Source organism: Streptomyces fulvoviolaceus, from assembly GCF_000718165.1.
Taxonomy (GTDB): Bacteria; Actinomycetota; Actinomycetes; order Streptomycetales; family Streptomycetaceae; genus Streptomyces; species Streptomyces fulvoviolaceus.
The window spans coordinates 202106-215680 of the sequence record NZ_JOEY01000004.1 but is presented as its reverse complement, the minus strand read 5'-3'; the positions used below and the strand labels follow the sequence as shown (position 1 = coordinate 215680).

Annotated in this window: 12 protein-coding genes and 1 pseudogene; 2 read left to right on the top strand and 11 right to left on the bottom strand. The window is 70.8% G+C overall.

Going from position 1 to position 13575, the window contains the following annotated elements; translation table 11 throughout:
• Positions 1-4: 4 nt before the first annotated feature.
• The 4 genes from IG08_RS0106070 to IG08_RS0106055 form a co-directional block, all read right to left on the bottom strand.
• Entirely contained in the window at positions 5-1027 is a 1023-nt protein-coding gene (locus tag IG08_RS0106070; protein WP_043453344.1) for a C40 family peptidase, read from the bottom strand.
• Positions 1028-1169: 142 nt separating this feature from the next.
• The gene (locus tag IG08_RS0106065; RefSeq protein WP_199820809.1) at positions 1170-1490 is read right to left on the bottom strand and encodes a hypothetical protein; all 321 of its coding nucleotides are present in this window, start codon (positions 1488-1490) and stop codon (positions 1170-1172) included.
• Entirely contained in the window at positions 1483-2130 is a 648-nt protein-coding gene (locus IG08_RS0106060) for a TetR/AcrR family transcriptional regulator (protein WP_030597117.1), read from the bottom strand. The genes IG08_RS0106065 and IG08_RS0106060 overlap by 8 nt, the downstream gene beginning before the upstream one ends.
• Before the next feature lie 153 nt (positions 2131-2283).
• A complete protein-coding gene (locus tag IG08_RS0106055) occupies positions 2284-3222 on the bottom strand; it encodes an AurF N-oxygenase family protein (protein WP_030597115.1) in 939 nt (312 codons plus the stop codon).
• Between the two features lie 268 nt (positions 3223-3490).
• Here IG08_RS0106055 and IG08_RS53930 point away from each other — a divergent pair.
• Positions 3491-4769: pseudogene (locus IG08_RS53930) on the top strand (RNA-guided endonuclease InsQ/TnpB family protein).
• Positions 4770-4949: 180 nt separating this feature from the next.
• Here IG08_RS53930 and IG08_RS0106045 read toward each other — a convergent pair.
• The gene (locus tag IG08_RS0106045; protein ID WP_030597112.1) at positions 4950-5456 is read right to left on the bottom strand and encodes a DUF3291 domain-containing protein; all 507 of its coding nucleotides are present in this window, start codon (positions 5454-5456) and stop codon (positions 4950-4952) included.
• A gap of 167 nt (positions 5457-5623) precedes the next feature.
• On the opposite strand from IG08_RS0106045, the gene IG08_RS53925 reads away from it, so the two are divergent.
• Positions 5624-7594 carry a sensor histidine kinase gene (locus IG08_RS53925; RefSeq protein ID WP_052424496.1) on the top strand — a complete coding sequence of 657 codons (1971 nt, stop codon included), beginning with the start codon at positions 5624-5626 and terminating at the stop codon, positions 7592-7594.
• Here the strand turns inward: IG08_RS53925 and IG08_RS0106035 are convergent.
• The 6 genes from IG08_RS0106035 to IG08_RS0106010 all read right to left on the bottom strand — a co-directional run bounded on the left by IG08_RS0106035 (position 7589) and on the right by IG08_RS0106010 (position 13506).
• Positions 7589-9046 (bottom strand): penicillin-binding transpeptidase domain-containing protein, encoded by a 1458-nt coding sequence (locus IG08_RS0106035; RefSeq protein ID WP_030597110.1) that lies wholly within the window; start codon positions 9044-9046, stop codon positions 7589-7591. The genes IG08_RS53925 and IG08_RS0106035 overlap by 6 nt on opposite strands.
• Entirely contained in the window at positions 9046-10407 is a 1362-nt protein-coding gene (locus tag IG08_RS0106030; RefSeq protein ID WP_030597106.1) for an FtsW/RodA/SpoVE family cell cycle protein, read from the bottom strand. Before IG08_RS0106030 ends, IG08_RS0106035 begins: the two co-directional genes overlap by 1 nt.
• A gap of 40 nt (positions 10408-10447) precedes the next feature.
• On the bottom strand, positions 10448-10798 hold the full coding sequence (locus IG08_RS0106025; protein ID WP_030597103.1) for an SH3 domain-containing protein: 351 nt from the start codon (positions 10796-10798) through the stop codon (positions 10448-10450).
• 173 nt (positions 10799-10971) lie between these two features.
• Entirely contained in the window at positions 10972-12207 is a 1236-nt protein-coding gene (locus IG08_RS0106020) for a sensor histidine kinase (RefSeq protein WP_030597100.1), read from the bottom strand.
• Complete coding sequence (locus tag IG08_RS0106015) at positions 12204-12902, bottom strand: hypothetical protein (RefSeq protein ID WP_030597096.1); 699 nt, start codon at positions 12900-12902, stop codon at positions 12204-12206. The genes IG08_RS0106020 and IG08_RS0106015 overlap by 4 nt, the downstream gene beginning before the upstream one ends.
• Before the next feature lie 97 nt (positions 12903-12999).
• Positions 13000-13506, bottom strand: coding sequence for a protein-tyrosine phosphatase family protein (locus tag IG08_RS0106010; protein WP_030597094.1), 507 nt, complete (start codon positions 13504-13506; stop codon positions 13000-13002).
• Positions 13507-13575 lie beyond the last annotated feature (69 nt).

The window sequence follows — 13575 nt, the reverse complement described above, 5'->3', positions numbered from 1 at the left end:
TGTCTCAGCCCCGCGCCCCTGAAGGGCGTTGGTCTGGGCGTACGGCTCCCAGTACCGGGTTGGACGCGATCGGGCTCACCCTGATCTTCTCGCCGGTTCTCGGTGCCTGGACCACCTTGCCCTTGCCCATGTACATCGCCACGTGCGTCGCCTTGGGGAAGTAGATCACCAGGTCGCCGGGGCGCAGCTGTTTCAGTGGGATCCTCGGCAGCTGCGCCCACTGCTCCTCACTGGTTCGGGGGATGGGCGCCCCGGCGTGGCCCCAGGCCTCCGAGGTCAGGCCCGAGCAGTCGTACGTCTTCGGGCCCTCCGCGCCCCACTCGTACGGCTTCCCGATCTGTCGTACGGCGTACCGCACGGCCTTCTCGCCCGCCCGCGACGGCTCGCGGTCGTGGTCGCTGAGCGCGCCGGACGCCATGAACTTCTCCTGCTCCTCCGTGACCCCCTTCTCCTCGAACTCGGCCAGGGCGGCGAGCTGTTCGGCGGTGAGGGTGGCGAGGAGTTCCTCGACGTCCTTCAGACGATTGCGTACGGCGTCCCGCTCCTTCTTCTGCCGGGCGGCGAGGGTGAGTTGGGCGTCGAGGGCCTTGCGTGCCTTGCGGGCCAGTTCGTCGGCGCGGTGCTCGTTGCCGGTGAGGCGGCCCACCGTCTGGGCCCGCTCCCGGGCCAACTGGCCGATCACATGGCCCTGGTCGAGGGCGTGCTGGGGATCGCGGGCGAGCAGCAGCCGTACGTACGGCGAGATGTCGGTGCTGTTCTGGTACTGCTGCCGGGCCAGCCGCCCCGCCGCGCCCCGGCTGTCGTGCAGGGAGAGCCGGGCCCGGGACAGCTCGGTGTCGAGGCGGCGGACCTCGGTGCGCTGCTTCTTCAGCTGCTCCTCGGTGGCGTTGTAGGTCTCGGTGGCCTCCTCGGCCTCCTGGTACAGCCGCTGAAGGTCCGTCAGCAGCTCGGCGACGGAGCGTTCGCGCGGCTCCGGCTCCGGGACGGCCGTCGCGGGCAGGGGCGCGAGGACGGTGCCGGCCGCCATCGCCGCCGTACAGACCAGGCGCAGAAGCCTTCCTGACACGTCATCACCTCCGGTGCGGGGCAGCGTTTCCGCTCCGCACCGTGAGCATCAGGCGTACGGGAGAGGTCCGCGCGCCGGGTGTGCGCGGTTCGGCGCAACGACGTCACCCGTCCGCGTCATCCGGCTTGCCGCCCGGCGTGGCGTCGGGCTTGGACCACGGCCACTTGAGCTTGTTGTCCTTCTTGCCCTCGGGGTCGTACGCGTACTTCCACCCCGCCGGGAGTCCGAGCCGCTTGCCGTGCCCCCGCGGCACCCGTCGGTAGACCAGCACCGTGGGCGGCCCGCCGGCGGCGTCGGGGACGGGAATGCGGTACGTCCTGGGCGGCTGGCCGGTGGGTCCCACCAGGACGGGCAGCACGCGGCCGTCCATGGGGCCGCCCTCGAAGGGGGTGTCTTCGCTCTTCACGGGACCAGTGTCAGCCATCCGCCGCGAGGGCCTCGACCAGCGCGGCCGTCTGCGGGTCCCGCCGCGCGGTCACCGAGAGCACGGCCACGAACTGCTCGACCAGCCAGTCCCGCAGCTCCTCCACCGGCGGCTGCTTGCCCTCGTCGAGCCAGATCAGCGAGGCCGCCTCGACGGCCGTGATCCACATCCGTACGGTCATCCGCAACCGCAGGCCGGGGTCGGTGGCCCGCAGATGGCTGAGGATGTGCTCGGCGGCGGCCCGGCGTACGCCGTCCACGATGGCCGTCGTACGGGACGTCTCGACGACGCTGCCGCCCTGCAGCAGGGCGCTGAAGCCGGCGTCGTGCTGGTCGACGAAGGCCAGATAGCGGTCCAGAGCCCGGGCGAGGCGGGTGAGGAGGGGGCCGTCGCGGGGCTCGTCGAAGCACTGCTGGAGCTCGTCGGCGGCGGACCTGAGCGCGGCCTCGTACAGCTGCTGCTTGCCGCCCGGGAAGTACCGGTAGACCAGGGGGCGTGAGACTCCGGCTGCCTCGGCCACGTCGTCGAGGGAGACCTCCTCAGGGGCGCGGTGCGCGAAGAGAGTCAGCGATGCGGTGAGCAGCTGCGTGCGGCGTTCCTCGACGCTGAGACGACGGTACGCGGGCGCGGAGGGGGTCATGGGTGCAGCGTAGTCGGCGGCTGCGGGCGCGTCGTGGCTGGTCGCGCAGTTCCCCGCGCCCCTTTGGGTCGGCATGGCCAGCCTGCGTTCAGCCGAACCCACCCAGGGGCGCGGGGAACTGCGCGACCATCCCCCACCGGCCCGCAGCCGACATCAGGCCAGCAGACCCGAAGACCTCCAAAGCCGCCGCCCGACACCCCGCAGAACCCCGATGTCGTCCAGGAAGTCCGTCAGCCGTTTCGCTCCCGTCTGCATGACCTCCCGCCGATGCCCGCTCGCCCGCACCTGGGCCATGGCCTCCCGCTGGTCGAGGCCGACATTCGTGTAGACCTCGGGGTTCACGAAGGCGACGGAGAACACCCGCGCGAACTCACCGGAGGTGACCCGCGTGAACTCCTGCGACCACCTCGGCGCCGTCACCATCTGGCGGCGCAGCTCCTCACGGGCGTACCGCACGTGCCGCGCCTCCTCCACCACGTGGATCCGGGTCACCCCGCGTATCAGGGTCTGCACCCGCTCGTCCGGGAAGGTCAGCCGCTGCATCCAGTCGAGGACCTCCTCGCCGAGCAGCGTCGCGGTGAAGGAACCCGGTGTCGTGGAGATCGTCTTGAACAACCGCCCCAGATTCTGATGAGCCCTGCTGACCGGATACCACGGCGTGTCCCCGTGCGAGATGAGCCGGGCGAACATCTTCGAGTGGCGGCACTCGTCCTCGATCTCGGTGAGGGCGTACCGCACATGCGCGCTGGTCGCCGCCTTGTCGTAGATGTGCCGGACCAGCAGCTGCATCAGGATGATCTCGAACCAGATGCCGAGCGAGGCCAGCGCGGCCGCCTCGTGCTGGGAGAGCAGGATCCGCTGCTCCTCGCTCATCCGGCGCCACATCGGGGTGTCGTACAGCGACACCAGCTCCGGCGGCCAGAACCACTTGCCCTCCTCGAAGGGCGCGTCCCAGTCCAGCTCCTTGTCCGGGTCGAAGGAGTGCTTGGCGGAGGAGTCGAGCAGCCGCTCGGCCACCTGCTCCCGGTCCTTGAGCAGACCGAGTGCGTCACGCAGCCCTTCGAGCGCCTCGACTTCTGTCAGGCTCGTCATGGCACTTATGAGACTGCTTGTCAGCAAGGCCGTCAATCCCCTGTGCGCGACTTGTTGACCCCTCGTCTACGAAGGGGCCTGCAGGGCATGCCGACCTGTGACCTGTACATCACGGAGCTTGGACGCCCCCCTCTGGCAGGTGTCGGCGACGGGGCGGTCCGGTCTCTCGTCCGGTCAAGGCGTCGACGCACAGCTATGGGTCACTCGTTCAGGTGATCCACTTCGAACGTGCGGTGCCGTCTCGTGCGGGTGTGTACGTTCGGTGCTTGTGAAGCTGGTGGTGCAGGTCAAGCTGCTGCCGACGCCCGAGCAGGCGGCGGCATTCGAGGCGACCCTGCACGCCTGCAACGAGGCCGCCACCTGGGTGAGCGAGGTCGCCTTCGAGCGCGGGGAGTTCAAGAACTTCACCCTGCGCAAACACGCCTACGACACCGTCAAGTCCCGCTGGCGCCTGGGTGCGCAGGCCGCCCAGCACACGATCAAGAAGACGTGCGACGCGTACACCACGTTGAAGGCGAACCTGAAGGCCGGAAACCTCGGCAAGCCCGGCTCGAAGCGCTACCGCCGGGCCACCGAGAAGCCGATCGTCTTCCGCCCCCAGGGTGCGCAGCCCTACGACGACCGGATGCTGTCCTGGCAGATCGCCGAGCGGCGGGTGTCGATCTGGACGGTGGCCGGGCGGGTGAAAGACGTGGCGTTCACCGCCTCTGCCGAACAGCTGGCCACTTTGGCGCTGTACCGCCGGGGCGAGTCCGATCTGGTCTGTCGGGACGGTATGTGGTTCCTGCTGGCCACCTGCGAGGTGCCCGAGGCGCCCTTGAATGCCGACCCGGTGGACTTCCTCGGAATCGACCTGGGCATCGTGAACATCGCCACCACCTCGGACGGCGAGATCATGGCCGGGCGCGAGCTCAACCGGACCCGTCTGCGGGAACGAAATCTCCGTACCAAGCTGCAGAAGAAGAACACCCCGTCCGCCAAGCGTCGGCTGAAGAAGCGGCGGCGCAAGGAATCACGGCGGGCCAAGGACATCAACCACAAGATCGCGAAGCATGTGGTGGCCGAGGCTGAACGCACCGGTCGTGGGATCGCCCTGGAGGATCTGACGGGCATCCGCGAGCGGGTACGGCTTCGCAAGCCCCAACGGGCCACCCATTCCAGCTGGTCGTTTGCCCAGCTGGGGGATTTCATCGCGTACAGGGCCCGCAAGGCGGGGGTGCCGGTGGTGCACGTCGATCCGGCGTACACCTCCCGCACCTGCGCCGAATGCGGTCACATCGACAAGGCGAACCGGGTCAGTCAGGCCTGGTTCGCATGCCGGAGCTGCGGACTCGTTGATCACGCAGACCGATGGGGGCACCTCCCGCTCGAGCGAAGCCGAGAGTGGGGGAGGCTCCCGCAACATCCGGGCTCGTGCCTGGGAGTTGTGGCGAAGCGGGGCCCAGTCAACGGCCCCTGCCCCGCCCCGGCAATACCGCCGGAGCGGTCCTGGACGCAAACGCAGCATCACCGCCAGTGACGCCCGTTGTGCAAGCCCAGCGCTTTAGCGCTGGGTAGTTGACCTGGGAGTACGACGATGACCGAGACCGCCTCCTCACCCTCTATCAGGGGAGCCGCTCTCGTTGTGTCGCGCAATTCTGTTCGCGTGTCTCGCGTGGGCATCCAACAAGGCCGCTGACCAGCGGAATTGCGAGCTGCGGAAGTAGCGCCGACGGGATCACGAGACACTAGGCCGGGCACCCCAGATCGCCGGGCACCTCCAGCGCGACCGGCTCCGCCCCCTGCGCCGGGAACGACGTCCGCAAGGTGAAGGCGTACGGCGTCGGGCCGTTCGCCCGGAGATGCAGCAACCGCGCCTCCGCCTCCGCGACGGTCGGCTGATGCCCCGCCGGGACCCACCACAGGACCGTCATCATCTCCTGCACCCGCTCGAAGAACTCCCGGCGCCGGGCCAGCATCTCGCGGTGCCGGCCCTGGTACATGAACGCCGTCAGGGCGTTGGTGTCGCGCCACACCGACATGTTGATGATCAGCCACTCGTCGTCGAAGACGGCTATGTCCGTCGCGTCGCCGGAGTCTCCCTCCAGGCGCCAGACGAAACCGTCGGCGGCGTCGGCGTCGGCGTTCACGGGGTCGAGGTTGTCGACGAAGTCCTTCAACTGCGGTGAGTCCAGCGGGGCTTTGAGTCGGCCGATGTTGGCCTGGGCGAGTTCGTACGCGGCGGCTGAAGTCATGTACCGAACGATAGGTCGGGACATCGGTGCGGGCCCAGACCCTGTCTCATCAGATGGGCATTGTCCGCCTTTCACAGCCCGCCCACCGCTCGCGTGAGTACCTGTGTACAGCTGGCTTACGGCGGAGAAACCGCCTTCTGACCGGCCCGCCCGTAGCCTCGCGGTCCATGATGGGGAACGTATCGACCACCCTCCGATCGACCAACCTCCGCCTGCCCGCACTGCCCGGCTGGAACTCCATCCGCGGCCGTATGGCCATCGTGCTGGCCGTCCCGACCTGTCTCCTGCTCGCCCTGATCGGGCTGGGCGTCGCCGACCGCGCCGCCGACTGGTCCGCCGCCCGGGAGACCGAGGCGCACGTCGGTGTCCTGCTGCGCGTGCAGGACCTCGTCCGGGAGGTGCAGCTCGAACGAGGGCTGACCAACGGGCTGTTGGGCGGCGCGAAGGAGTACCGGGACGATGTGGACGCACAGCGGGACCGGACCGACGGTGCCCGCACCAAGCTGCGCGCCGCCCTCTCCGACGAGCGCGGCGATCTGCCGGATGCCGCCGTCTCCGCCCTCGACGCCGCCGAGATCCCCCTCGCCGCCCTCCCCGCCGTCCGCCGTGGCGTCGACGCCGGCACCGCGGACCGCGCTGCCACCCTGACCACGTACACCAAGGCCGTCACCGCCCTCATCGACGCCGAGTCGGCCGGCGCCCCGAGCGGTGACCGGCGGATCGCCCAGGGCGTGCAGGCACTCCAGGCGCTGGCCCGCGCCACGGAGGCCGTAGCCCTCGAACGCGGCTCGCTCAACGGCGTGTTCGCCGCACAACGCTTCCGTTCCGGCGAGTTCCTCGACTTCACCGAGATCCGCGCCACCCGCGTCGCCGCGCTCGGCCAGTTCCGCCAACTCGCCACCCAGGCCGAGAAGTCCACGCTCGACAAGGCCTTCGCGACCGCCGCCGCCCGCCGCGTCACCGGTTACGAGACGCAGGCCGAACGCGGCGCCGACGGCTCCGCCCTCTCCGTCGCCCCCGCCCGCTGGTGGGCCGACATGACGACCCTCGTCGACGCTCTGCACGGCGTGCAGAAGCAGGTCGGGGACGATGTCCGGGTCCGCGCCGAGGAGACCGGCGACGCGGCCACCCGCCAGCTCGCCGGATTCGTCGCCCTGGGCGTGCTGATCCTCGCCGTCGCCACCGCGCTCGCCGTGTTCTCGGCCCGTTCCATCACCCGCCCCCTGGGCGCCCTCGCCGACGAGGCGGACACGGTGGCCGGCGCCCGGCTGCCCGACGCCGTCCGGCGCATCCAGGAGGCGGACCCCGACGACCCGCTCCCGCCCGAGTTCGAACAGCCCCAACTCACGGGCACCGCACGGGAGATCACCCGCCTGGCCGCCGCCCTGCGCAACGTCGAGCACACCGCCGTGGGCCTCGCCGCCGAGCAGGCCGTCCTGCGCCGCAACAGCACCGAGTCGCTGGCCAGCCTCGGCCGCCGCAACCAGGCCCTTCTCAACCGCCAGCTCGGCCTCATCACCACCCTGGAGAGCCAGGAGCTCGATCCGGACGCCCTCTCCGAGCTCTTCGAACTCGATCACCTGGCCACCCGTATGCGCCGCAACGCCGAGTCCCTGCTCGTGCTCGCCGGCGAGGAGTCGCCCGCCCGCACCTGGCGCGGCACGGTCGCCGTCCACGAGGTCGTGCAGTCGGCCGTCGCCGAGGTCGAGCAGTACCAGCGCGTCGCCGTCACCGACGTCCAGCCGTGCCGGGTCCGCGGCTACTGCGTCGCCGAACTCTCGCACCTGCTCGCCGAGTTGGTGGAGAACGCGCTGATGTTCAGCCCGCCGAAGCAGCCCGTCGAGATCTACGGCTGGCGGGACGGCGGCGAGTACTGCCTCGCCGTCCTGGACCGCGGCATCGGCATGACAGTGGAACGCATGACCCAGGCCAACGACCTGCTGACCGGCCGCAGCGGCCCGCTCGCCACCGCCCCCACCCGGTTCCTCGGCCACCACGTCGTCGGCGCCCTCGCCGCCCGCCTCGGCGCCCACGTCGAACTGCGCCCGACGCAGGGCACGGGCGTCACGGCGTACGTCGCTCTCCCGAGCGCGCTCGTCGACCAGGCCGACTCGTCGAAAGCCGCCGCCCGCCTATGAGTTCAGCACCGCCTCCATCACCGCCCGGGCGATCGGCGCCGCGTCCCCGCCCCCGCTGATCTCCCCCCGGTCCGCCTCCGCGTCCTCCACCACCACCGCGACCGCCACCTTCGCCTCCATGTCCCGGTCGCCCTTCGCCCAGGACACGAACCAGGCGTACGGCGTCCCGGAGTTGCCGATGCCGTGCTGGGCGGTGCCGGTCTTGCCGCCGACGGTGGCGCCGGGGATGGCGGCGTTGGTGCCGGTGCCCTCCGTGACCACCTGCTCCATCAGCTCCTTGAGGCGGACGGCGGTCGAGGGGTGCATCGCCTGCCGCACCGGGCGGGAGCCGGCCGTGGCCACGGTGTCGCCGTCGTCCGTGGTCGTCCGCTCCACCAGGTAGGGCGAGCGCACCTGTCCGCCGTTGGCGACGGCCGCCGCGACCATCGCCATCTGCAGGGGCGTGGCGCGGGTGTTGTACTGCCCGATGGACGACAGGGCGAGCTGCGCCTTGTCCAGGCTCGTGTCGAAGGTGCTCTCCGCCGCGGCGTAGGGGATCCGCAGCCCCGTGTCGTTGAAGCCGAAGGCCTGCGCCGTGGCCGTCATGTCGCCCACGCCCACCGACACGCCCAGCTTCGCGAACACCGTGTTGCACGACCACTTGAAGGCCTCCCGCAGCGAGAGGTCCTCGCAGCCGTCGGACGCGTTGGTCAGCGAAGTCGTCGTGCCGGGCAGGGTGTACGGGGCCGGCGAGTCGGTCGGCGCGTCGAGGTCGGTGATCACACCCGCGTCCAGCGCGGCCGCCGCGGTGACCACCTTGAAGGTCGAGCCCGGCGGATAGGTCTGCCGTACCGCCCGGTTGAGCATCGGCTTGTCCACGTCGGCGTTGAGCCGGGACCAGGACCGTCCCACCGCCGCGTTGTTTCCGGACAGCACCGCGGGGTCGTACGACGGCGTCGACACCAGCGCCAGGATCCGCCCGGTCGACGGCTCGATCGCGGCCACCGCGCCCTTGCGCCCGCCGAGTCCGGTGTACGCCGCCTCCTGCGCGGCCCGGTCCAGCGTCGTCACGACGTCGCCGCCGGAGTTCTGGGCGCGGGTCAGGTCGTTCCACAGCGGGAACGGGGTGAGCATCGGGTCCGTGCCGGAGAGGATCTCGTCCCCGGCGTGCTCCAGGAAGGTCGTGCCGTACTCCTGCGAGGCGAAGCCGGTGACGGGGGCGTACAACGGCCCGTCCTTGTACGTCCGTTCGTAGCGGAGCTGCTCTCCGGTGTCCCGGGAGCCGGTGACCGGCCGGCCGCCGACCAGGATGTCGCCGCGGGGCCGGCTGTACACGGCGATGTTGTGGCGGCGGTTGGCGGCATTGTCGTCGTAGGACCGGGCCTGGAAGACCTGGATGCGGGTGGCGTTGACGAGGAGGGACGCGAGCAGCAGGGCGCAGAACACGGCGGCGTAGCGGATGTAACGCGTCATCAGGGGGCGGCCTCTCCGTCGTACTGGCTGCGGGCCGAGTCGCTCACCCGGATCAGCAGCGCCACGATCGCCCAGTTGGTGACGACCGACGAGCCGCCCTGCGCGAGGAACGGCATCGCCATGCCGGTCAGCGGGATCAGGCCGGTCACCCCGCCCGCGATCACGAACACCTGGAGCGCCACGATCGAGGCGAGCCCGACCGCGAGCAGCCGCCCGAACGGGTCGCGCAGGGACAGCCCCGCCCGGTAGCCGCGCTCCACGAGGAGGCCGTAGAGCAGGAAGATCGCCGACAGGCCGGCCAGGCCCAGCTCCTCACCCGCCGTGGCCAGGATGAAGTCCGACTTCGCCGCGAAGCCGATGAGGATGGAATGGCCGAGGCCGAGACCCGTGCCGAGGATGCCGCCCGCCGCGAAGGAGAACAGGGACTGGGCCAGTTGGTTGGGGCCCTGGCCCGCCTCGATCGACGCGAAGGGGTGCAGCCAGTCCTCCACCCTGCTGTGCACGTGCGGTTCCAGCCAGCCGACGGCCACCGCGCCCAGCGAGGCCAGCAGCAGCCCGACGGCGATCCAGCCGGTCCGGCCGGTGGCGACGTACAGGAGAACGACGAACAGGCCGAAGAAGAGCAGCGAAGTGCCCAGGTCCCGCTCGAGGATCAGTACGCCGACGCTGATCAGCCAGATGGCGACGATCGGGCCGAGGACCCGCCCGGTGGGGAGCTGCAGCCGCCAGATCCTGCGGCCCGCGTACGCCAGCGCGTTGCGGTTGGCCGCCAGGTACGCGGCGAAGAAGACCGCCAGCAGCACCTTCGCGAACTCGCCCGGCTGGATGGAGAATCCGGCGATCCGGATCCAGATGCGGGCGCCGTTCACGGCCGGGAAGAAGATCGGGAGGGTGAGGAGGACGAGCGCGGCGGCGACGCAGACGTAGGCGTAGCGCTGGAGGACCCGGTGGTCGCGCAGGGCCAGCACGATCACGATGAACAGGGCCACGCCGACCGTGGACCAGACGAGCTGGGCGGGGGCCGCGCGGGCGCCCGGTGTCTCCAGGTCCAGCCGGTAGATGAGGACCAGGCCGAGGCCGTTGAGCAGCACGCCGATGGGCAGCAGGAGCGGATCGGCGTACGGCGCCCGGATGCGGACCGCGCAGTGCGCGAGGAGCGCGAGCACGCCGAGCCCGGCGCCGTAACCGGCGGCGCCGGGCGGGACGGTGCCGTTCTTGGCGAGGCCGACGTCACAGTAGCCGTACACGGAGAGCAGTACGGCGAGGACGATGAGGGCCAGTTCGATGCCACGGCGCCGGGGGAGGCGTACCGCGGGAGCGGGGGCATCCGCTGGTGCCACGGTGGTTCCGGCGTTGGTCATGTCCGGAACTTACCCAAATCGGGAGGGTTGTCTTCCTGTGCTACGAGCACCAGCGTGGCGCGGGCCCGATGTTGTCGATGTACCGGGCGGCGCCCCAGGCCCAGGTGCCGTCCGTGAGGAGGTACCAGAGGGGGTTGCTGCCGACGGTCTCGCCGCCGGTCTTGCAGAAGATCGTGACGATCTCGCCCTTGTGGGCGGTCCGGATGATCTGCGAGCCACGGTTCGGGGCACTGCGCAGGTTCAGCGTGCTCGCCGTGACGACGCCCTTGTACAGGCGCGGGTGGTCGTGGTGGTGACCCCAGTCGTCGTTCGCGACGGCGGGAGTGGCGGCGGCCGCGGCGAGGAGCGTGCCGGCGGCGACGGCTATGGGGAGGCGGGAGCGCAGGGACATGGGGAGAACCTCCGTATGGGGGCGAAGCTGACTAATCGCCACATTAGGAGGGGTGTACGGGCATCGCCCGTCACGCTGGGCCATAGGAGCGCCCCGAAGGGGCGCGGGGCTGTATCGATGTGCGGCTCCGCCGCGTGGGCGCGACCAGCCCCCACCGGCCCGCAGGCAGTCAGCTACCGCAACATCAACGTCGCAACCGCCCCACCATCCACCGCATTCGAAAACACAAGCTGAGCCCCCAACACCTCAGCCTGCCCGCACGCGATAGTCAGCCCCAGACCGTGCCCTTTTGCCCCACCCTCCGTCCGAAACCGCTGCGGCCCATGCTCCACCAGATAGTCGGGGAAACCGTCCCCATGGTCCCGAACGGTCACGACAGCCCCGTCGACTGTCAGAGACACCGGCGCCCGCCCATGCCGATGCGCGTTGGCGACGAGATTCCCCAGCACCCGCTCCAGCCGCCGCCGATCCGTCTCCACGGCGACATCCCGTACGACGTCGACCTCCGTGTCGGTCCCCGACGCCCGCACCACCCGCTCGGCCAGCGCGGCCAGCCTCTCCGTGTCCAGATCCACCCGCTCCCGCCCGGTGTCCAGCCGCGAGATCTCCAACAGGTCCTCGGTCAGCGTCCGCAACGCCGCCACCCGGTCCCGCACCAGCTCCGTCGGCCGCCCCGGCGGCAACAGCTCGGCCGCCGCGTGCAGCCCGGTCAACGGCGTACGCAGCTCGTGCGCCACGTCCGCCGTGAACCGCTGCTCGCTCAGCAGCTTGCCCTGCAGCGAGGCCGCCATGGAGTCCAGCGCGGCGGCGACCGCGGCCACCTCGTCCTGAGGGCGCGTCGGATCCTTCGTACGGGCATCGTCGACGCGCGCGTCGAGGTCGCCGCCGCTGATCCGCCGGGCCACCTGCGCGGTCGCGTGCAGCCGCCGCGTCACCCGGGTCACCGCGATCGCGCCGACCAGGAGGGTCACCCCGATCGCCAGCACCGACGACCACACGATCGCCCGGTCCAGGCCCTCGATGGTGCGCGAGCCCTGCGAGTAGTCGACCTCGACGGCCAGCGCCCGGTCGTCGTCCACCGGCCCCGCCGCCCACATCGTGGGGCGCCCGCGGTGCTCGCCGACCATCGTGCCGCGGTCCCCGGCGACCGCCAGGTCCCGCAGTGCCGCGGGCAGATCCGGCGGATCGACGCCGGCGTCCCACATCAGCGTGTCCCCGGCCTCGTACGCCTCGGTCGCGTCCTTCAGCCGGCTCAGCGCCAGGTCGCGGGCCTCGCCGACGGTCTGGTTCGTCACCGAGACGTGCACGAGGACGCCGAGCAGCGCGGCGAGCGCGCAGCACATCACGGTGATGAAGACGGCGGCCTTCACCGCGAGGGTGCCGGACCAGCGAGGGAGTACGAGCCTCATCGGGTGGCGCTCGCGGAGGGAGTCGCCGTCCTCGTACGCGTACCGGTCCGCAGCATCTCGTCGTGCGTGAGCAGCATCGACTTCTGCTGCTGGTCCCAGGTCCACTGAAGCCGGTACTCGTAGCCCGCCACCTCGGACGGCGAGCGGATGATCACGGACCGCCCGGCCAGCTCGACCCCGCTCACCGCGTCCTCCCAGGCCATGATCTTGACGAGCCGGTGCTTCTCGACGGTGTAGACGCGCACGGCCGTCAGATTGCCGGGCAGCTGCCGGAAGCCCAGCGTCAGGTCGGCGTGTCCGTCGCCGGTCAGGTCGCGGTAGTACGGCTGGAGGACGGGGCACTTGCTGCCGGCCGTCCCCTTCTTGCCGCAGTCGGCCATCCGGCGGGCCGTGTCGTCGTAGGCGCCGTCGGAGTAGTCGCCCGGACTCGCCTTGATCTCGGCGCGGACGACCGCGACCGGATCCACCTCGCGGATGTCGTCGCCGGGCACCTTGACGCCCTTGACGACCTCCGTGTCCACCTCGCCGATCTCGAAGGCCGGGCTCGACGCGGGCGTCAGCTGCGGCCACAGCCGGTCCGGGCTGATCGCGGTCGGCGTCGCGCCCGCACCCCGCAGCCCGCCCGCGTCGCCGCAGCCCGCGGCCGTCGCGAGCAGCAGGGCTACGGCGAGGGCGGTACGGGCGGGGCGTGGCACTGTGCTCCTGGCGGTCGGGTCCGGGGCTCTGGGTCGGCCCCGACCACCTTATTCGTAGGGAAGTCCTTTTTGCGCAGCGGTGTCCCCGCGGGACCGCCTACTCGGTGAGTTCCTCCAGCAGCCGTGCCGTCGACAGCCCGGCCTGGAGGTACTCGACGAACAGTTCGTTGTGCAGGGCCCACGGCGAGCGGCGGGCCCGGATCAGCCGGATCGCCTCGTCCGTGGCATGCCCCCGCCGGACCAGGGCGTGGGCCACGACCAGCCCCGAGCGGTTGTAGCCGCTGTAACAGCGGACGAGGACCTTGCGGCCCTCGTCCATCGCGTCGCACGCGGCCTGCGCGAGGCGTATCACGCCCGCGAGCTGCGTGCCGTCCAGCGGGCCGTCCGGGATCGGCCACACATGGTGCTCGACGTCCGGGTCGGGCCCGTGACCCGGCAGTCGTAGCAAGGTCTGCACGACATCGAACTCATCGCCTACGACGGCGAACTCCAGTTGTCCGGTAAGGCCCCTGAACTCGTGACCTCCCATCCACAGCCCGGGCACGATCTCGTTCCACGGACTGTCCGGAGCCGGTACGTCGGGTTGCTTCCTGCGGGTCCGCAACGGCGCCTCCCCAAGCCCCTGCCCATCCCCAAGGCACTGCCCAACTCACCCCAAAGGTAACCGGCTTCT